At 37.2% G+C, this 19299-nt stretch carries 20 protein-coding genes; 11 read left to right on the top strand and 9 right to left on the bottom strand.

Features of this window, described 5'->3' with window-relative positions:
* Positions 1-11: 11 nt before the first annotated feature.
* The 3 genes from DHW03_RS00405 to DHW03_RS00395 are packed head-to-tail and all read right to left on the bottom strand — an operon-like array spanning position 12 to position 2223.
* Complete coding sequence (locus tag DHW03_RS00405) at positions 12-551, bottom strand: hypothetical protein (RefSeq protein ID WP_109923802.1); 540 nt, start codon at positions 549-551, stop codon at positions 12-14.
* A 4-nt stretch (positions 552-555) separates the two neighbouring features.
* Positions 556-1263, bottom strand: a complete 708-nt coding sequence (locus DHW03_RS00400) for an ATP-binding cassette domain-containing protein (RefSeq protein WP_109923801.1) — start codon at positions 1261-1263, stop codon at positions 556-558.
* A 39-nt stretch (positions 1264-1302) separates the two neighbouring features.
* Positions 1303-2223, bottom strand: a complete 921-nt coding sequence (locus DHW03_RS00395) for a glycerophosphodiester phosphodiesterase family protein (RefSeq protein ID WP_109923800.1) — start codon at positions 2221-2223, stop codon at positions 1303-1305.
* Positions 2224-2399: 176 nt separating this feature from the next.
* On the opposite strand from DHW03_RS00395, the gene DHW03_RS00390 reads away from it, so the two are divergent.
* From DHW03_RS00390 to DHW03_RS00375, 4 genes are all read left to right on the top strand, one after another.
* Positions 2400-4043 carry a glycine--tRNA ligase gene (locus tag DHW03_RS00390; RefSeq protein WP_109923799.1) on the top strand — a complete coding sequence of 548 codons (1644 nt, stop codon included), beginning with the start codon at positions 2400-2402 and terminating at the stop codon, positions 4041-4043.
* 98 nt (positions 4044-4141) lie between these two features.
* Positions 4142-4780, top strand: a complete 639-nt coding sequence (locus DHW03_RS00385) for a hypothetical protein (protein ID WP_109923798.1) — start codon at positions 4142-4144, stop codon at positions 4778-4780.
* Between the two features lie 122 nt (positions 4781-4902).
* Positions 4903-5310: a helix-turn-helix domain-containing protein gene (locus DHW03_RS00380; RefSeq protein ID WP_109923797.1), complete on the top strand. Its 408-nt coding sequence runs from the start codon at positions 4903-4905 to the stop codon at positions 5308-5310.
* A gap of 86 nt (positions 5311-5396) precedes the next feature.
* Complete coding sequence (locus DHW03_RS00375; RefSeq protein WP_109923796.1) at positions 5397-6161, top strand: SDR family NAD(P)-dependent oxidoreductase; 765 nt, start codon at positions 5397-5399, stop codon at positions 6159-6161.
* 64 nt (positions 6162-6225) lie between these two features.
* Here DHW03_RS00375 and DHW03_RS00370 read toward each other — a convergent pair whose 3' ends face one another.
* The gene (locus DHW03_RS00370; RefSeq protein WP_109923795.1) at positions 6226-7419 is read right to left on the bottom strand and encodes a C40 family peptidase; all 1194 of its coding nucleotides are present in this window, start codon (positions 7417-7419) and stop codon (positions 6226-6228) included.
* Positions 7420-7728: 309 nt separating this feature from the next.
* Here DHW03_RS00370 and DHW03_RS00365 point away from each other — a divergent pair, with 309 nt between their 5' ends.
* From DHW03_RS00365 to DHW03_RS00340, 5 genes are all read left to right on the top strand, one after another.
* Complete coding sequence (locus DHW03_RS00365; RefSeq protein WP_109923794.1) at positions 7729-8418, top strand: CAP domain-containing protein; 690 nt, start codon at positions 7729-7731, stop codon at positions 8416-8418.
* An 89-nt stretch (positions 8419-8507) separates the two neighbouring features.
* Positions 8508-9011, top strand: a complete 504-nt coding sequence (locus DHW03_RS00360; RefSeq protein ID WP_109923793.1) for a GtrA family protein — start codon at positions 8508-8510, stop codon at positions 9009-9011.
* Between the two features lie 518 nt (positions 9012-9529).
* The gene (locus DHW03_RS00355) at positions 9530-11311 is read left to right on the top strand and encodes an aromatic amino acid hydroxylase (RefSeq protein ID WP_109923792.1); all 1782 of its coding nucleotides are present in this window, start codon (positions 9530-9532) and stop codon (positions 11309-11311) included.
* Between the two features lie 134 nt (positions 11312-11445).
* Positions 11446-12147, top strand: a complete 702-nt coding sequence (locus DHW03_RS00350) for an SDR family oxidoreductase (protein WP_109923791.1) — start codon at positions 11446-11448, stop codon at positions 12145-12147.
* Between the two features lie 467 nt (positions 12148-12614).
* A complete protein-coding gene (locus DHW03_RS00340; protein ID WP_109923789.1) occupies positions 12615-13160 on the top strand; it encodes a C40 family peptidase in 546 nt (181 codons plus the stop codon).
* A gap of 3 nt (positions 13161-13163) precedes the next feature.
* Here the strand turns inward: DHW03_RS00340 and DHW03_RS00335 are convergent, their stop codons facing one another.
* The 5 genes from DHW03_RS00335 to DHW03_RS00315 form a co-directional block, all read right to left on the bottom strand.
* A complete protein-coding gene (locus DHW03_RS00335) occupies positions 13164-13769 on the bottom strand; it encodes a YdeI/OmpD-associated family protein (protein ID WP_109923788.1) in 606 nt (201 codons plus the stop codon).
* A 24-nt stretch (positions 13770-13793) separates the two neighbouring features.
* Positions 13794-14678, bottom strand: coding sequence for a flavin reductase family protein (locus tag DHW03_RS00330; protein ID WP_109923787.1), 885 nt, complete (start codon positions 14676-14678; stop codon positions 13794-13796).
* A 122-nt stretch (positions 14679-14800) separates the two neighbouring features.
* Positions 14801-15199 (bottom strand): four helix bundle protein, encoded by a 399-nt coding sequence (locus tag DHW03_RS00325; RefSeq protein WP_109923786.1) that lies wholly within the window; start codon positions 15197-15199, stop codon positions 14801-14803.
* Positions 15200-15256: 57 nt separating this feature from the next.
* Positions 15257-16252, bottom strand: a complete 996-nt coding sequence (locus DHW03_RS00320; protein ID WP_109923785.1) for a fumarylacetoacetate hydrolase family protein — start codon at positions 16250-16252, stop codon at positions 15257-15259.
* 67 nt (positions 16253-16319) lie between these two features.
* Entirely contained in the window at positions 16320-16775 is a 456-nt protein-coding gene (locus DHW03_RS00315; RefSeq protein WP_109923784.1) for a hypothetical protein, read from the bottom strand.
* 568 nt (positions 16776-17343) lie between these two features.
* Here DHW03_RS00315 and DHW03_RS00310 point away from each other — a divergent pair.
* On the top strand, positions 17344-17628 hold the full coding sequence (locus DHW03_RS00310) for a hypothetical protein (RefSeq protein ID WP_109923783.1): 285 nt from the start codon (positions 17344-17346) through the stop codon (positions 17626-17628).
* A gap of 493 nt (positions 17629-18121) precedes the next feature.
* Entirely contained in the window at positions 18122-19288 is a 1167-nt protein-coding gene (locus DHW03_RS00305) for a homogentisate 1,2-dioxygenase (RefSeq protein WP_109923782.1), read from the top strand.
* Positions 19289-19299: the final 11 nt, after the last annotated feature.

The raw sequence follows: 19299 nt of genomic DNA, 5'->3' as shown, positions 1-19299 counted from the left end.
TTTCTATTCATTTATAAACCGAAAAGATAGGCAAATCGAATACCTACAAAACCTTTACTGCTTGTGCGGTTTAAAATAATTTGGTTATCATTCTTCCCCATCCAAGATTCATACCTAATTCCCAAATCCAATTTATTTTTTCCTCCTATACGAAATATATTTCCAATTCCAGGCGACCAAATAAAAAGCGCCTTTTGCCCCTCGTTTAAGGGTAAGCCTGCCCCAATTTGTCCTTCTGCATAAAAACCTTCCCCTAATTGATATTTCAAACCTGCCTTCGCTGGTAAATAAGTAAGGTCTTTAATATTTATAATTTGATTACGCTTGCCAAAGAAATTCATAATGCCACCATTTAAGGTTATGGCAAAGCTTTGCGAAATGGGTAAATTGGCTTTTAATGAGGCGCCTAAGCCGATACCACTTAACGAAGTAAAATTTCCAGAAGGCAAACCTATTTCAGCCCCGACACCAATCGAGCTATTATTTTGAGCTTGGACTTTTATGGAAACTGAAAAAATAAACAGCACTAAAACAAACTTGATCTGATTCATATTTCTAAGCGGTGAGTTTTCTGAAAATATCTTCTAACGAACTGTTTTGGTGTGTATTTTTTATTCCTTCCAAAGTATCATTCGCCACAATTTTTCCTTTGCTAATAATGATGATGTCATCGCAAATGGCTTCAACCTCTTGCATAATGTGCGTCGAAATTACCACTGTTTTATTTTTTCCAAGTTCTTTAATCAACGCTCGAATATCAACCAATTGATTGGGATCTAAGCCCGATGTAGGCTCATCCAAAATTAAAACATCAGGATTGTGAATAATAGCCTGTGCCAAACCTACCCGTTGGCGATAGCCTTTAGAAAGCATTCCGATTTTTTTATGCTGCTCTGGCGTTAGGCCCACCTGTTTAATTACCTCTTCTACTCTGGCCGATAGATTGGATAATTGATACGCATCACCAACAAAATTCAAAAACTCCTTCACATACATATCTAAATAAAGCGGTGTATTTTCTGGTAGGTAGCCAATATGCTTTTTAGCCTCAATAGCCTGGGTTGAGATAATTCTTCCACAAATCTCCGCTTCGCCCAAAGTAGGATCTAGGTAGCCTGTTAACATGCGCATTGTGGTGGATTTCCCCGCACCATTCGGACCTAAAAAACCTAATATACGACCAGGTTTGGCTTCAAAACTGATTGCATCTACCGCCTTTTGTTTGTCGTAATGTTTAGAAAGATTTTTAACTGAAATACTCATGTTTTGGATTTATTGATGAACTGGCTGGAGCAAAACTATTTAATTAACGAATTCAGAACTCAGCTTCTTATTATATCGAAATTTATTCAATTGCTCGGAAGCTTGTGGTAAATTATCGCTCGATAAAATATCTGCCCCGTTATTGACCAAATGATAATAAACCAACTTGGCTGGCTTCGTTAAAGCACTTTTATCGATGTTGCCCATTGTACCTAAAATGGTTGTAATCCCTTTATTATGAAGATATTGATAAAATTCCTTCTCCGATGCACTAACGCCTACAAAAGCCACAATTCTATTGTTCGGAATGCCAAGGGCATTTAATCTTTTCAAATCTGATTTTTGTTGAACGGAGGCCGAAATCATCAACTCGGGCGCCAATTGGTGGACTTCTCTAGCTTGATTTGCATTATAAGTGATGATGATGGAATTACTTTCTACTTTGTATTGCCTAACTTTTTGAATCACTTTGGCATAAGAAACCCCTCTTTTAAGATCGATAGTCAGAAGGACTTTGCCCTTACTCCAGCTTAAAACGCTGTCTAACGTAGGGATTTTATAATCCGTTACCTTACCATCATTATCTTTTAAATTAAAAGTCGTTAATTCTTCATAAGTGTAATTGCCTATCGCACCCTTACCTGTAGAAGTTCTATCGAGTTTATCATCATGCATAATAACCAGTACAGAATCTTTGCTATAAGCAATATCAAATTCGATAATTAGGGGATTATAGGTGGTGGCATTATTAAAAGTTTCAATACAATTTTCGGGAAAACCTGGCATTGGGCCACCACGATGGGCACTAATTAATGGAAAACGATTTTCGGCAGACCATTTTAAGAATTGGTATAAATCGGCAGTTTTGTTAAACTTAATATAGTGATGAACTTTTTCTTCGGGCTTGCATGATGCAAAAATGGCCAACAAACCCAGAAAAAGAAATTGATAAAATTTCATGATTCAAAAATAGAAAAAAATAGAACACATCAGCTTCAAAATGCAATTCGAAGCCATAGGCACTAAACCTTCATCGACGCCATTTTAAACAATTATCGCATATGATACTTTAAATTCCACATTCCTGAACATCACAGCCTAAACCTTTTACCTTATTTATTATCTTTGCCAGCATTATGGCTCAAAAGAATAACGACGAACAATTTAAAAATGTAATCTCACACGCTAAAGAATATGGTTTTGTATTCCAAAGCAGCGAAATATATGATGGCTTAAGTGCCGTTTACGATTATGGCCAACTGGGTGCCGAATTGAAGAATAACATTAAAACCTACTGGTGGAAAGCCATGGTGCAGATGCATGAAAATATTGTGGGCATTGATTCTGCAATTTTTATGCACCCGAAAGTTTGGAAAGCCAGCGGACACGTGGATGGTTTTAATGACCCGATGATTGACAATAAGGATTCGAAGAAACGTTATCGCGCTGATCAATTACTGGAAAATAAAATTGATGAATTATATTCTGAGTTGGCAAACTTTAGTGCAGAGAATAAAGCCAAATTTGAAGAATTTCAACAAGAAATATTGGGGCTTAGTGATGAAGGGCAAGCAAGCTGGATTCCAAGTTTTAAAGATGAAACGGGAATTTTGGATAGCGAAAAATATCCATTTGTTGATGAAGCAAGTTGGAGATTTGTTAAAAAAGGCTTAACCCTTGAGGTGGAAATGAACCTTGCACTCAAATCAGAAAACTTAGCACAGTTAAAAGATTTAATTGTTGACTATAAAGTTATTTGCCCGATTTCTAAAACCTCAAACTGGACGGACGTACGTCAGTTTAACTTGATGTTTAGTACGCAATTCGGTGCAATGGCAGAGGGTAGCGATGAAGTTTATCTGCGCCCTGAAACGGCACAAGGTATTTTCGTAAACTTTTTGAACGTACAAAAATCGGGAAGAATGAAAATTCCTTTCGGTATTGCGCAAATTGGTAAAGCCTTTAGAAATGAGGTAATTGCCCGCCAATTCATTATGCGGATGCGCGAGTTCGAACAAATGGAAATGCAATTTTTTGTTCGCCCAGGTGAAGACAAGAAATGGTTTGAATATTGGAAAGAAGCACGTTTAAAATGGCATAAGGCTTTGGGCACTTCGCCAGAAAAATACCGCTATCATGACCATGTGAAATTGGCGCACTATGCCAATGCAGCAACCGATATTGAATTTGAATTCCCTTTCGGCTTCAAAGAGGTAGAAGGCATTCACAGCAGAACAGATTTCGATTTAACGCAACATCAAGAATTTTCTGGCAAGAAAATGCAATATTTTGATAACGATTTAAACGAAGAAGGTAAACCTTACGGAAACTATGTGCCTTACGTTATTGAAACATCAATTGGTTTAGACCGTATGTTTTTGTTAACGATGATTAACGCCTTTGAAGAGCAAGATTTAAGTACCGAAGATAAACAAGACAGTCGTACTTTGCTACGTTTGCACCCTGCTTTGGCTCCATACAAAGTGGCTATTTTCCCATTGACCAAAAAAGATGGTTTACCAGAAAAAGCACGCGAAATTATGGACACCCTAAAATTCGATTTCAACTGTATTTACGAAGAAAAAGATGCAATTGGAAAACGTTATCGCCGTCAAGATGCGGTAGGTACGCCTTTCTGTATCACCATCGACCACCAAAGTTTAGAAGACAACACGGTTACCATTCGCCACCGCGACAGCATGGAACAAGAACGTGTAGCCATTGCTGATTTAGCCGATATTGTGGGTAAGGCTGTAAGCTGGAAAACACTTTTGGCTTAAAGCTTGGTAATCCATCTGGTTTTTGTAAAATTAAGCCACGAGTAAGATACTCGTGGTTTTTTTTATGGAATAGACTGTTACATTTCATCTAAATTAATATGAAGAACTTAGCAAAACTAACTATCCTTTTCCTTTCCCTTAATTTAATAACCGCAAATGCTCAAGTTCTCGAAAAAACGGTGCACCGACTTGAATTTCAAGACAGCTATGCTAAACCATACGAGTATTTGAAAAATAAATACGATTTTACCATTGCCTTTTATGTTGAGGGAGGATGGAATATTGGAAATGTTACAACCATTGAAGTGCTGGCTTTAAAAAATAAAACTTGGAAAAAAATAATACTGCAAGTTCCAGATGATCGTAGTAATCCATCTACCAAGCCAAAAATCAAAATTGCATCTTTCGAAAGCAAAAAGGCGCTAAAGTTGATGGATGATTTAACCGCCATCGATTTTTGGTCAATTCAAAACGATTCATTAAACATAAGAGAAATCAAACCAAAAATTCAATCGGAGGATTTTTTAAATAAGGATTCAGTTGTAATCGTTGCCCATCGAATTCGCAGGTTTCAAGTTGTAGATGCAAGCACCTATTATTTTGCAATAACCCGGAATGATGGACTAAAGATCTATACATGCCAAGCGCCAGACCTGTACTTAAAAACGTTCCCTGAAATTAAAACCACTGCTACATTTATCAAAGCAAAGGAACTTTTTGAGCGTGCTGTTGAGTAAGTTTTAGTCAATAACGATAAAAAATGAAATAATTTAATAGTCAAAATAACTCAATTGGATTAAGCAAATTTGAGAATAGATGCTTTGAGTTTTATATTTGTTCAAACCTCAAAATCATCAAGATGAACATTCCTCAGAAATTCTTTGCCCGCAGGCACGAAATAGCAGCAGATTATTTAAAAGAGCTGGATAAGCATTTAGATGATGTAATTTCTGGTCGTGCCACGGAAATGTTCGAGGTTAGAGATTTTGCAGATTTAATTCATGTTCACCCAACCCATTTAAGCAATACCATTAAGGCGGCAACTGGCCATTCGCCATGTTTCTTTTTTGAAGAACGGTTGATGGAAATTTCAAAATCGATGTTGAAAAAAGGGAATATGCCCATCTCCGAAATTGCACGAACATTAACTTACGATCCATCTAATTTCACCAAATTCTTTAAACACTTTGCGGGTCAAACCCCTAAGCAATACCGAGAGGCTTATTTTGAGGCCTTGGCACAACAAACGGAACCAATCACCACATAAAACTTAACTACTCACCATTTTTACTTAAGCCATCACCATTTTTCAACCCATTTTCGCAGTACTTTTGTTTAATCAATTAAAAGAAAATGGAAACACAAAATAAAATTGCCCTAATTACTGGCGGAAGCCGAGGACTAGGAAAAAATGCGGCACTAAAAATTGCCTCAAAAGGGATTGATGTCATCATTACTTATCAATCGAAAAAAGAAGATGCAGCGCAAACGGTTCAGGAAATTACAAAAATGGGTGTAAAAGCTGCTGCACTTCAACTCAATGTTGCCGACACCAAAAGTTTCGACCATTTTTTTAGCGAAGTTAAAGCAACTTTGGAGTCAGTTTTTAATGCAGAGAAATTTGATTTTTTAATCAATAACGCTGGAATTGGGGTTCACGCTTCATTTGCAGAAACAACTGAAGAACAATTCGACACTTTAGTAAATACCCATTTAAAAGGAGCTTTTTTCCTGACTCAAAAAGCATTGGCCTTGCTTAACGATGGCGGTGGCATTATTAACGTTTCTTCTGGACTCGCTCGCTTTGCTTTGCCAGGTTACGCAGCTTATGCATCCATGAAAGGCGCTATGGAAACTTTAACCAAATATCAGGCTAAAGAATTGGGATCAAGAGGAATCAAATCGAACATTGTTGCCCCGGGCGCCATTGAAACCGATTTCGGTGGTGGAGCCGTTAGAGATAATGCTCAGCTAAATGCCGTGATTGCTTCTCAAACTGCATTAGGACGCGTGGGTTTGCCAGATGACATTGGTGGCGTTGTTGCCTTTTTATGTACGGAAGATGCAAGATGGATTAATGCTCAGCGCATTGAAGCATCTGGCGGAATGTTCATCTAAAATTTCAATTCATATTGAGCTTGTCGGGATGCAATTGAGTTCTCGACAAGCTCAAATATTCATGTCAATTTACATACCACTTGTGTTGATCAACTCTCGAAATTTCTGCTTGGCCAATTTGGTTTAAATATCGCTTTGCGCTTACTAAGGTTTTGCTTTCACGTTCATCAAAATTAATTGCATCTGGTTTTAAGCTATTAATTCTCACCATCCCTGCTGCCTGTATAAATGTGCCATCGCCCATATAAATGGCGGTATGTGTTACCCTTCCACCCTTTACACCACGGAGTTTAGCTGCTGCAAAAAATAATAAATCGCCCGGCTTCAAGTTTTTTAAACATTTCGAGATGCTGATGGAATCATTTTCCAACACCTCTACATCTTCCCCAACTAAAGCTTGTTGAGAAGCGTCTCTCGGGATTACAATTCCATTTAAAAAATAACTGGTTTTGGTAAAGCCACTGCAATCTACCCCTTTAACAGATGTTCCACCCCATAAATAGGGTACTCCAATTAAGGTTTTTGCCGTTTTCAAAACCAATTCAGCATCTGGATTCGGAGTTTTCAGCCAATCTGCAAATCGTTTAGCTTCGTTTTTTTTAACAAATCCTACGCGTTTATCTGGAAAAACAACTTTATAAAAACGCCGATCAGCACCAATTACCTCCAAAATATTTCCTTTCACCAAATCAGAAACCCGCTCCGAATTTACGTGAGTTGTGCTAAGCGCATGGCCAAAATCTTCGGTAAAAATAATTCTATTTGCCTCTTTCCAATCTTCCCAAGCTTTTCTACTCATTAGGCTTACAGCGGTTGCATCCGTCCAAGATAGATAGTTGTCAGGCGTCCGAACCAAATAAAAGCCACCCTGTTTCTTTAACACCTGCACGGGCGTACCCAAAAGCATTTGCGTCATCATTTCTGCCGAATTTTGAGGCATAGACCTGTTGTTGCAAACCGATAAATTAGCCAAACCATACTCCATTCCATTCAAGGATTTATCTGGTAAAGAAGCACTTACCTTTAGTCCCCTCACATTTTTCGCTTTTTCATTCCACTGGCTCAAAACCAATTCGGATGTGCTTTCGGCTAAAACAGTATCGCCTTTAAATTGAATATTAAAATATATAGCCCGTTTATCTGGCGCATATATGGTTTGTATCTGTTTTGAGATTTGCTTAAATGCGGTGGTGTCAATCTGCGCCTGTAGAGCAAAAGAAATTAGTAAAATATTAAATAAAACGCCTAGCTTTTTCATTACTTAAAATTAGGCTGAAATTAGCACATATACCCTTTAATCGGGTTTTAATGATGTAACTAATTGCTTACTATACATTTTCACAATAAAGGTGAGTGGTGAAAGACCAAAGCAGAAGCACCAAAACTTCTGTTTCTTTTGTTTCTTTATGGTTCCTTTCGAATCTTTAGTCTTTCACCTTTCTCCTTTGGTCTTTACCCCATTTAGTCTTGTTCCTTAAGATTTTTGAAATATTTCGTTAAAGGATAAGTTTAAACTAGCCTACTAAAAATAAATACTTTCAATTGGCGTTATCCAAGAAACACACGTATGTATCGCTTTATTTTAACAGGCATCTTTATTTTATTTTTTGCCTCAATTTCTAAATCGCAGCAATGGACGGATGCCGAAATTAGAAAGGCAAACACCGCTGGCGCCGTGAGTTATTTAAGCGAGGAAGAAAAAGGGGTAATTCTTTACATGAATTTAATCCGTTTAGACGGGCAAAAATTTTATTACACCTTTTTAGAAGATTACATCAACCAATACAACGCCAACGTAAAGCAATACCGAAATTACGACGAACTCAAAATTACCCGCACAAATTCATATTACACCTCACTACTTAAACACTTACAGGGCGTTAAAAATTTACCCTTATTTTTTCCTGACGACAAACTAACTGCCTTAAGTAAAGGCCACGCTGTTGATTTGAATAGAAATAATTTAGCAAGTCATGAAAGTAGCAACGGAGATCAATTTTCCAAAAGATTATCTAAATACTTCCCCAACAAATCGATGAGCGAAAATATTGATTTTGGTTACTCCAAAAGCCTTGATATTGTTTGCCACTTGTTGTTAGATTGCGGCGTACCATCACTTGGCCATCGGTTTAACATTATCGATCAAAAAAATAAACTCAACACGGTGGGCGTCAGCATTCAACCCCACCCCTCTTATAATTACTGCACAGTAATCGATTTCGTTTCGCAACCCATATTTCATACAAATAATCGGTAACAAAAAGCAAGTTTGGCGTTGAGCCAAAAAATCAAGTCTCAATTTTATTCTAAAAACCTACCTTTGTGCCAAACAACATCATTTAACATATGCGCCAAGCGATTTTAGCATTTATAGATTTCTTTTATCCACCTTTCAAAAAGTTTATTTCGCAACACAATTTCAGATACTTAGCCACGGGGGGAAGCGCTGCCGCCTTGGGCATTATTGTTTATACTTTGGCTTATAAATACATCTTTCTACAAAGCGAAACCGAAATTTTGGGCATGACGATTAAAAGAAATACGGCTGCTTTAATTGCTGACTTTGCAATTGCCATTCCATACAGTTTTTTGCTCAACAGATATGTAATTTTTACGCATAGTCAGGTAAAAGGTAGGGTTCAGCTTCTTCGTTTTTTAAATTTAAACTTTATCAATATATTACTAACAACCATTTTACTTAAGTTCTTCTCCGAAATTCTAAATATTTATCCTACTGTATCACGCGTAATTGTAACCGTTTTAATTGCAGGTTTCAGTTATTTATACCAACATTATTTCACCTTCAGCGTAAAAAAATTGGGTGATAAAAAGAAAGATAAAAAGCATTAATCTTCACCTCCCAAAATCTCAGCCCGTCAGCCACACATTCATAATTCGCTAATTCCCTCATTCACTAATTCTGCCATTCACTAATTCTCTAATTCTCCCATTCACTAATTCGCTCATTCTCTAATTATCTCATTCTCTAATTTTTCCAGGAAATGACCGTTCAGTAGTTCTGCCATACCTGCTGTCCCGCTGTGCGCTAAAGCCTCGCTGAAAAAGCTCGGGCTATCGCTCCCATCGGGTTTATGTACACAGGTAGCTGCATGAAACGCTTACGTGATATTTAATTTATTTACAAACCTCATTTCATTAGCCGTGGGTCAATCATTCACTAATTCCCTCATTCCCTCATTCCCTCATTCTCTCATTCCCTCATTCACTAATTCCCTCACTCTCTCATTCGCTAATTATCTCATTCTCTAATTTGCTAATTAGCTAATTCCCTAATTTATCCACGTGGTTTCTTGCTTAGGTAAAAGCAACCAACTAACTTAGCCCTTAACTAACTTTCTATAATACCTATGAGCGATTTTAACCATTTTAATAATGCGCAGGTAGCAAAATTGCCCAAACATTTGAAGCAATTTATTGTAGCTCAGAATTACGAAAAATATACACCTATTGATCAGGCCGTATGGCGATACGTGATGCGCCAAAACTATAGTTACCTTAAAAACGTAGCCTACTATCCCTATATAAAAGGCTTGCAGAGAGCAGGATTGAGCATTGAGTACATTCCAGATTTGCAAACCATGAACGATAATTTAGGCAAAATTGGTTGGGGTGCAGTAACGGTTGATGGATTTATTCCGCCCGCAGCTTTTATGGAATACCAAGCCTATCGGGTTTTGGTTATTGCTGCCGATATTAGGCAAATTAACCATATAGAATATACCCCTGCCCCAGATATTATCCACGAAAGTGCAGGGCATGCACCAATCATTGCTGATACTGATTACAATAATTACCTCAGCTATTTTGGTTCTATTGGGGCCAAAGCTATGTTTTCGGCCAAAGATTTTGAATTATACGAAGCCATAAGAAAACTTTCCATACTAAAAGAAGCAGCTGATGCCGATGTTAGAGAAATTGCAAAAGCCGAAAAGGAATTAAGATATATTAATGCCAATATGGGCGAACCATCAGAAATGGCACTATTGGGTCGGTTACATTGGTGGACGGTTGAGTATGGCCTAATTGGAAGCTTAGAAGAACCAAAAATTTATGGCGCAGGCTTGCTGTCATCCATTGGAGAAAGTGCTACCTGCATGCAAAGCACGGTTAAAAAACTGTGGTACAACATAGATACGGTAAACTACTCTTACGACATTACAAAGCCACAGCCGCAGCTTTTTGTCACCGAAACTTTTCAAAATCTGATTGATGTGCTGGAAGCATTTGCCGATACAATGGCCTTCAGAAAAGGGGGAACGGAAAGTGTTATGAAAGCTATTGCCTGTAAAAATGTGGCAACGGCCGTTTATAGCTCCGGCTTACAGGTTAGTGGCGTTTTTACCGACATTGGTATTGATGCGCAAGATGAGGTTACATTTATTAAAACCACTGGTCCTTCTGCCCTAGCCTTCGGCGGAAAAGAACTTCTGGGACATGGAAAAAATTATCATGCTGATGGGTTTTCATCGCCTGTGGGCAAATTAAAAAATGCCACAAAAGCCTTGGAGGATTTTACCAATGAGGATTTAAAATCTGCTGGATGTGAGGTGGGTAAGCGAACAGAATTACTCTTTGAAAGTGGAATTAAAGTTGTTGGAACAATAATGAGTGTTTTAAACAATAGCAGTAAACTGATTATGATTTCTTTCTCTGACTGTAGCGTAACAGAGGCCAACGGCAATATTTTATTCAAGCCCGAATGGGGAACTTATGATATGGCTGTTGGCGAAAAGATTGTTTCTGTTTTTAATGGTGCTGCCGATAAAGATGCCTATGAGGAGATTACCTTAATCAGCAACGAGAAAACACATCACATTGCTTATGACGAAAAAACCTTAAGACTTCACAACCTATATAAATTAGTTAGATCCATTCGCGAAAAGGGAGAAGGAATGGATAAACTCCCAGAAATTTTTGCAGCACTTAAAACCAGCTATCGGAACGACTGGCTTTGCGCTTTGGAAATTTTAGAACTTGTATTTCATAAAAAGCAGTACCATCAGCTGGAGAAAGAAATTTTAATTTACCTTGAAATCAAAGCAGGGAAAGAACCAGATCATACCAAGTTGATTAACGATGGCTTGTATGTAATTAAAAATCCGGTTAGCCAGCTAATTACGGAAGATTAAAGTAATTACTAACTTTGGCTTATAATTAAGGTCAACTCAAAAGCCAATACATAATTTTTTTAAAGAAGCTAATCTGAAATTTGGGGTATAAATGGATAAACGTACACCATACCTCTTCCATAAAAATAAAATAGATGAATATTGTAATTACCGGTGCAAGCAGTGGAATTGGTTTCGAAACTGCGTTAGAATTTAGTTTACAAAACGCCAATAAAATAGTGGCAATTGCCCGTTCTGCTGATAAACTTCGTAAACTTTTAGAAATTGCTAAAGGAATCAATCCAGATTGTACGCTCCTACCGGTAGAATTCGATATTGTAAATGATGATTACGCTGCCTTAATCCCTTTTTTACAAGAGCGCTTGGGTACAATAGACATCTTAATCAATAATGCAGGCGCATTAATTAATAAGCCTTTTTTAGAAACTACCGAACAGGATTTGGCTGAAATGTTGCAAAGCAATGTGATCGCGCATTTCCGAATGATTAAAAATACATTGCCCTTAATGAAAGCAGGTACACACATTGTTAACATCGGCAGCATGGGTGGTTTTCAAGGTAGTGTTAAATTCCCGGGTTTAGCGGCTTATTCATCAAGTAAGGCTGCTTTGCATACCTTAACCGAATGTTTGGCTTTCGAATTGGCAGATCAAGGCATTAAAGTAAATTGTTTGGCTTTAGGCTCAGCCCAAACTGAAATGTTAGAAACTGCCTTTCCAGGTTATCAAAGTCCGATTATGGCTTTTGAGATGGGCAAATACGTTGCCGATTTTGCAAAAACAGGCAGTAAATTCTTTAACGGCAAAATCTTGCCCGTTGCAGTAACTACGCCATAATTCTTTAAAAATCATAAAACACTGATTGTCTTAGGTGGTTCAAAATTACGACACTCGAAAAGTATTTTGAATTGTTTCGTGAAGACACGAATCAAGGCATCAGCTTTTATGCCCTTATATGTCTTAGGTGGTTCAAAATTACGAGATTGGAAAAGCATTTTCTATTGTTTCGTGAAGACACGAACCAAGGAATAATAGAGTGGGTCAAAATTACGACAATGAAAAAGTATTTTCTATTGTTTCGTGAAGACACGAACCAAGGAATAATAGAGTGGTTCAAAATTACGACAATGAAAAAGTATTTTATATTGTTTTGGGAAACCCCGTACCAAGGCATAATTTGGGGGTAAAAACCAAATTCTGTTCGTTAAAATGACTTTCATAAACCATACAGCTTCACTTCAGACTAAGCTGCGACCCAACATTTAAAACAGTTTAATTTTTTTTTCTATCTTTGGCGCTCCAGTATGAAGAAAGCATTAATCCTATTTTCGTTTTTGATTTTGTTCGCAAGCACCGGAAAAGCACAAACTGTTCTTCCTGCACAATACCAAGAACTGGTAAAAAAACTGACGGCCAACTTGCCTAAATCAGCAAATTTAAATCAAAAAGAGTCATCTACAAATTCTACAAGCCTGATTGATTTTGCTAAAAGCATGTTGGGTATTCCCTATCGCTATGCAACAAGCAATCCAAAAATTGGTTTCGATTGTTCTGGTTTTGTAAGTTACGTATTTAGTAATTTTGGATTTAAAGTTCCGCGTTCTTCGGTAGAGTTTAGCGCTACGGGTAAAGTAACCAGTTTAGAAAACGCAAAGGTTGGTGATGTTTTGATTTTTACGGGAAGCAACCCTCGGGTGAGGCGAATTGGCCATGTGGGCATTGTATATTCTATTGACAGTGAAGGCATTAAGTTTATCCATTCTACCTCAGGCAAGGCGCATGGCGTAACCATAACCGAATTTAATGAGTATTACAAAAGTCGGTTTATGAAAATTGTAACGATACTTTAATCGTTATTTTTTATATTTCCACATTCTGGTTTTACCTTCTGCAAGCCAATCTATCGAGGTTTCCAATCGTTTTAATCTGGTTGCTTCTGTTTTAGCTTCCTCTAGCCAAAAAACATATTCCTTTTTATTAGAAAGGCTAAAATTTTGAAAGGTAGCCATCGCTTCAGGATCTTCCATTAAGGCTTTTAAAAAATATTCTGGAACAACAAATTCTTTCGCTTCCTTAATTTTATTTTTAGGGGGTAGCTTAATTCCCTTTTCATTTAATTCAATAGCTTGCTGAATGTAGGCGATTAATATTTCATCTTCAGGAAGATCTTTGAAAGATTTGATCTTCCCTAACCAACCCATTCCATCCCGGCGTTCCTTAAAAATTTTAAATTCGTCTTCCATCAGCGAAGCTTTCCAAAAACCAAAAGCACAATGATTTTTGAATGCCGCCATGTGGCAAACCGTTCCTTCAAAATCGAAAAAGGGCATACTCCATTTAATTTTCTCTTCAATTCTGGCATCAGCCAAATGAACTAAACGCCGCAAATGTTCTAAAATTGGGATTGCAAATTCCGCTGAATTGGCAATGTATTGATCTACTCCAACATTGGTGTGCATAAAACAGATTTAAATACAACTAATTTAAAGCAAAACAATCTTTAAAGCAAGTTCAATATTTCCTTCTTTAAGCAGTTGTTTGGCCAATTCGTGTAGTTCTCTTTCTCTATTTGTGGCATCGCCAATGGTTGCATCTAAAATTTCTTTAACTTCTGGGAGGCGGCTAACCAAGTCGATATCTTCTTCATTGGGTAAAAACTCAACATTGCCCAGCATACCTAAATCGTTGCCAGTTAACACTTTCGAAAGGCGAACGCTTTTTGGTAGTGCATCTACACCGATACCCAATTTGGCCAAAGGCTTGGCCACTTTAAAGAGATTGCTTTCTGTTACCCTACAATACCAATCGCCGCCTAAACGGGCAACCAAATCTAGCTTTTTCTGATCTATTTTGCCATCTTGATCCAGTACATCTTCATTAATGTGAATCAGTTTGATTTCTGCCAAAATGAGGTTTCCTGCACCATGATTTTCTCCCAAAGCAATCACATCATTAACCACACATTCAAACTGAACTGGTGCTTCAGCTACTCTGGGTGGGCCCACCATATCAGATTTTACCATGGTAAACCCTGCCTTTTCAAATTCATTTATGCCTTTCGGATATTCAGTGCTGGCTAAACTCATCTGTTGCACCATATCGTAGTTCACAATATTGATCACACATTCTTTAACCTGCAAAACGTTCTCTAAGGTATGTTTTGTTGTATTATCTCGCACCCGCCTTGCCGGAGAAAAAATGCAAATTGGCGGTTTTGTGCTGAACATATTAAAAAAACTGAAAGGGCTTAAATTGATATTTCCATCAGCATCAATTGTAGAAGCGAAGCAGATTGGTCTTGGTGCAATGGCATATTGCAAATAATCTTGTAGTTGGATGGGAGATAAATCCTCAGTTTTTAGTGTCATCTAGATGGGCGGTTAAAAGTTGAAAGGGTTTAAAAGTTGGAATGTTTAGATGTTTAAAAGCTGGAATGTTTTGGGTGATCAATTCACGTATGTAACGAATTATTGTTTCATGTTACTCATGATCAAACGCCTTTCTTTAGAGCCCTCTTTTTCTTTTCAAATTCTTTTAAGTAATCTATAAAGCGCTTTGTTTTGGAAGAAAATTCAATACATTTCGAATAGAGGAAATTATAATCATCAACAGAAAGTTTTCGAGCTTCATGCAAAATGATTATTTTGTTTCTAAACTCTCCAGATGAGCCCTTTGCATAAGTCAAAAATCTTATAAAATCAGGGTTGTTATTGTATTCAAAACCTTCTGCTACATTATCGGACATTGACATGGCGGCTCTACGGAACTGATCTTTCAAACCAAAATCAGATTTCATTGGCTCTAAATCCGAAATTCTATAAGCCGCTAAACCCAGCTGTTTCGCAAGTTGCCATATCTCTAAATCTTCAAATTTCTCGATTTTTGCCATTGGTTATTGAGCGAGTTCGATTTAACCTTCCAACTTTTAAACTTTACAACCTATTAATCACTTCTTCAAGGCAAGAATAGAAAAATCTGTGTCTGCTTTTCTGATTGTATTGCTTAATGCGCCCAAGCCAGTAATTTCCATCTCTACAACATCGCCAGGCTGTAGCCACTGCACCTTATAATCTGGATTATTTAGTAATCCTGTACCATTTAACTCCAAGAAACAGCCCGTACCAACTGTACCCGAGCCGATTACATCACCAGGCAAGATATCTACACCATAGGCACATCGCTCAATAATTTCGGCAAAAGTCCAATCCATGTCTGCAACATTACCTTTAGAAACTTCTATTCCATTAACCCGACAAGTCATTTTTAAATCGTAGGCGTTCCCTGTATGGCCTTCCTTAGCAGGAACTTTATATTGTTCCAATTCATCTGGTGTAACCAACCATGGCCCAATAACCGTTGAGAAATCTTTACCTTTTGCTGGACCTAAATTCAATAACATTTCTTCCATTTGCAGGGTGCGGGCGCTCATGTCATTCATAATCGTAAAACCAGCAATGTAGGCATCGGCTTCTGAAGCTTTGATGTTGCGCCCTTTCTTCCCGATTACCACCGCTATCTCCAATTCAAAGTCGAGTTTTTCGAAATGATCTGGCATACATTCAATCTCTCCTGGGCCTTGAATGGCGTTGTGGTTGGTAAAATAAAAAATCGGATATTGGTCAAATTCAGGGATCATATCTACCTTCCTGTTTCGACGGGCAGCAGCAACGTGTTGTCTAAATGCATAACCATCTCTACAGCTTGTTGGATGTGGAACAGGTGCTAAAATCTCATAGAAAATCTCTTCTTTAGCCTCTAAAGCTCCGCTTTTTATTTGATCATCGATCCTTGTGGCGCGGTCAATCAAAACTTCTGCATCCTCTAAAAATTCCTTCATGTTATCTGGAATCAATTTATCACAACTATTGAGGTTATAGATATGGCCATTAACAAATACACCTAAGTGCTCTCTATCTTCGGTTTTATAGGATACTAGTTTCATACATAATTTGGTTAAAATACGCGGTAAAGCTAATAATTTACCGTTATGATTTGGGTAGCCAAACGATTTATTTTATCTGTGTATAACGTTGTAAATTAGATTTTATCAAGGGAAAATCCTTCGCCTCTAGCTTCTTATAATACTTTTTGTTGGAAATGAGTTGACCAATAAGAAATCCTCCCGACATACCCACGGGAATGCCTACAACCAATGCAACTACCGATTCTAACGCATTATTACTTGTGGCAGAAAGGGCTACAAAAGCGATACCTCCAACGAGCATCATCGGACCAATTAACCCTTTTCTAGAAATGTAAATTGCGGTAATGTCTTCGGCCTTCAGCTTAAGTGTATCGTGGCTGGTTTTAATGATAGTTAAGCCATCATCTGCAGCAGCATAAAAATTTCCACGACTCACGTTGCCGTTTTTTTCTACAATCTTGATTTTGTATTTCGCCTTATTTTGTGCCAATGAAGTAAAAAAAAGGCCGAGAGTGAGTACGAGCGTTAAAAAGATTTTCATAGATGATCTTAATTATAGTCAAATATAACTAAGATAATTTTAAATTATTATTTAGGCTATCCAAATTATAAACATTCTAATTGGAACTAAATGTTTTACGGTCGGATAAGTTAGATGTTTCCAATTTAGCTACATCTCAATTCGATTGAAATGAATTTATATCGAATGCGTTATATGTGATACCTACAATTTTAGTTCAATTTTAGATTTTTTGTTTTTTTTTGTTTAAATGATGATCAGAATTATTAGTTTTACGCACGATTAGCAATAACTGCTACATCGAGAATTTTTAAAAAATCCCGCTTTAGAGTTTGAATATCATTATGAAATGATTCATATCTAGTAAAACTATTTATTGATATAGAAGCGTTAGCTTTTATTCTTGCTCTTAAAATCCGCAAAATTATACAAGCAACAAGAATAAAGTTTAAATGCCTCATGCTATAGCGTGTGGACTGAACTTTTTTGTTGCATGGGCTTTTTGCGGGGCCTTAAGAGCGAATAAGACTACAGTTCCACGCTTCTTTACTTAAAAAGCCTTTTTTGGAACTGGGAGGGCAACATTTTAATGAAGAATAAATTTTATTTATGGGCAACTCTTCTTGCCATACCCGTAATTATTTTTATCGTTATTTTGATAAAAGATCGTAAAAAATCATCTGCAACATCAAATGATGAGGAAGTGTATCAACCAGTTACCCCAAGAACATTACATGGCGTAGATACGATAAGGGCTGCTGATAGCTTATATATCATAAACTTTACGGTTAAAAAAGTAATTCCAGATACAATTGATTGTGAAAGTCAGAATAAATACGATCGAAATGACTTAACTACTAATTTCAGCCATTAAATAAATAAAGGAATTAGCCTGTTATTGATTTGGCCAATTCCTTTGTGTCAATTAGTTATTCATGAGTTGTTAAAAATATTTGGCTAGTTCATGCAAATAGCAATCTGCCCCTGCCTGCTTTTCAAAAAAAATAAGAGCCTCACGGTGGTTGAAACAGTATGGTCTAGATTTAATTTTGGCTTCCTTTGTATGCAAGTCTTTGTCGTACAATCAGCACCTCAATCTCATCAAATGAAATTGGTTGACTATTCTTGATAATTAATATTTCATCTTCTCGATAAAATACTTAATTTAGTGCCGTTATAACCATGATTCTAAAAGCATTACATATCAATTTAGTAAACGACGCAATTGCCGCTCGTCGCTATAAAATGCTGTCCAAGCTCATCATGGCTCAATATTCTCTATAAACTACTTTTCCTTTTTAATTGAAACGCACTGACGTTTTGATTGTTTATTCTTCAGAATTTTCTAACCGTAATTAAAATATGTTATGCCTATTTACCATAAATTAGGGCAAATACCTGCAAAACGTCATACAGTTTTCCGCAAACCAGATGGTAAACTTTATGCAGAAGAATTGGTATCTACCGAAGGCTTTTCAAGCTTGTATTCATTGGTTTATCATTGCCACCCACCAACAATTGTTAAGCATTTGGGCGAACCCTACAGTGTTGAGCCCAAAATTGCTAGAGAGAAACATTTGAAACACACCAGTTTAATTGGCTTTAAGATTAAACCTGAAGATGATTTCCTAAAAAGCCGAAAACCAGTACTGGTGAATAGCGATTTACATATCGTTTTAGCAGCACCTAAACAATCGATGACCGATTATTTTTATAAAAATAGTCAGGCAGATGAAATGATTTTTATTCATGAAGGATCAGGAAAACTCAAAACGGGTTTCGGGGAGATTAAATTTTCTTATGGCGATTATCTGATTATCCCGAGGGGAACAATTTACCAGATGGAATTTGATACCGAAAACAACAGACTTTTTATTGTTGAAAGCTTTAGTCCGCTGAGGCCACCAAAAAGATATTTGAACCAATTTGGCCAATTAATGGAGCACGCCCCCTATTGTGAACGTGATTTGCGATTACCCGAAAACCTGCAAACACACGATGAATATGGCGATTTCAAAGTCTTAATCAAGAAACAAGGACTAATTTATCCTTATACATACGGCACCCACCCTTTTGATTATGTTGGATGGGATGGTTACCATTATCCCTACGCCTTCTCCATCCATGATTTTGAACCCATAACTGGTCGCTTGCACCAACCCCCTCCCGTACATCAAACCTTTGAAGGTCATAATTTTGTAGTTTGTTCTTTTGTTCCACGTAAGTACGATTATCACCCTGATTCTATTCCTGCGCCATATAACCACAGCAATGTGGATAGCGATGAAGTTTTATATTATGTTGATGGTGATTTTATGAGTCGCAAAAGTGTAGTTAAAGGACAAATTACGCTTCATCCTGGAGGAATCCCACATGGGCCACACCCTGGTACGGTAGAAAAATCAATCGGAAAAGAAAAAACTGATGAATTGGCTGTAATGATTGACCCTTTTAAGCCCTTAATGCTTACACAAGATGCGTTGGATATTGAAGATGAGAACTACCATAAAAGTTGGCAAATTAATATTGAATAACACATTATTAT

Origin of the sequence: Pedobacter yonginensis, assembly GCF_003173595.1 — a bacterium.
In the GTDB taxonomy this organism is placed as follows: domain Bacteria; phylum Bacteroidota; class Bacteroidia; order Sphingobacteriales; family Sphingobacteriaceae; genus Pedobacter; species Pedobacter yonginense.
Note: the sequence above shows the minus strand (reverse complement) of the source record. Positions and strands in the feature narration are given on the sequence as shown.

Coding starts and splice junctions, on each gene's coding strand:
- DHW03_RS00405 (WP_109923802.1), bottom strand. CDS start 551: ATGAATCAGATCAAGTTTGTTTTAGTGCTGTTTATTTTTTCAGTTTCC.
- DHW03_RS00335 (WP_109923788.1), bottom strand. CDS start 13,769: ATGCACACCAATGTTGGAGTAGATCAATACATTGCCAATTCAGCGGAA.
- DHW03_RS00395 (WP_109923800.1), bottom strand. CDS start 2,223: ATGAAATTTTATCAATTTCTTTTTCTGGGTTTGTTGGCCATTTTTGCA.
- DHW03_RS00325 (WP_109923786.1), bottom strand. CDS start 15,199: ATGGCAAAAATCGAGAAATTTGAAGATTTAGAGATATGGCAACTTGCG.
- DHW03_RS00355 (WP_109923792.1), top strand. CDS start 9,530: ATGAGCGATTTTAACCATTTTAATAATGCGCAGGTAGCAAAATTGCCC.
- DHW03_RS00305 (WP_109923782.1), top strand. CDS start 18,122: ATGCCTATTTACCATAAATTAGGGCAAATACCTGCAAAACGTCATACA.
- DHW03_RS00390 (WP_109923799.1), top strand. CDS start 2,400: ATGGCTCAAAAGAATAACGACGAACAATTTAAAAATGTAATCTCACAC.
- DHW03_RS00320 (WP_109923785.1), bottom strand. CDS start 16,252: ATGAAACTAGTATCCTATAAAACCGAAGATAGAGAGCACTTAGGTGTA.
- DHW03_RS00375 (WP_109923796.1), top strand. CDS start 5,397: ATGGAAACACAAAATAAAATTGCCCTAATTACTGGCGGAAGCCGAGGA.
- DHW03_RS00360 (WP_109923793.1), top strand. CDS start 8,508: ATGCGCCAAGCGATTTTAGCATTTATAGATTTCTTTTATCCACCTTTC.
- DHW03_RS00365 (WP_109923794.1), top strand. CDS start 7,729: ATGTATCGCTTTATTTTAACAGGCATCTTTATTTTATTTTTTGCCTCA.
- DHW03_RS00350 (WP_109923791.1), top strand. CDS start 11,446: ATGAATATTGTAATTACCGGTGCAAGCAGTGGAATTGGTTTCGAAACT.
- DHW03_RS00315 (WP_109923784.1), bottom strand. CDS start 16,775: ATGAAAATCTTTTTAACGCTCGTACTCACTCTCGGCCTTTTTTTTACT.
- DHW03_RS00340 (WP_109923789.1), top strand. CDS start 12,615: ATGAAGAAAGCATTAATCCTATTTTCGTTTTTGATTTTGTTCGCAAGC.
- DHW03_RS00380 (WP_109923797.1), top strand. CDS start 4,903: ATGAACATTCCTCAGAAATTCTTTGCCCGCAGGCACGAAATAGCAGCA.
- DHW03_RS00400 (WP_109923801.1), bottom strand. CDS start 1,263: ATGAGTATTTCAGTTAAAAATCTTTCTAAACATTACGACAAACAAAAG.
- DHW03_RS00370 (WP_109923795.1), bottom strand. CDS start 7,419: ATGAAAAAGCTAGGCGTTTTATTTAATATTTTACTAATTTCTTTTGCT.
- DHW03_RS00330 (WP_109923787.1), bottom strand. CDS start 14,678: ATGACACTAAAAACTGAGGATTTATCTCCCATCCAACTACAAGATTAT.
- DHW03_RS00310 (WP_109923783.1), top strand. CDS start 17,344: ATGAAGAATAAATTTTATTTATGGGCAACTCTTCTTGCCATACCCGTA.
- DHW03_RS00385 (WP_109923798.1), top strand. CDS start 4,142: ATGAAGAACTTAGCAAAACTAACTATCCTTTTCCTTTCCCTTAATTTA.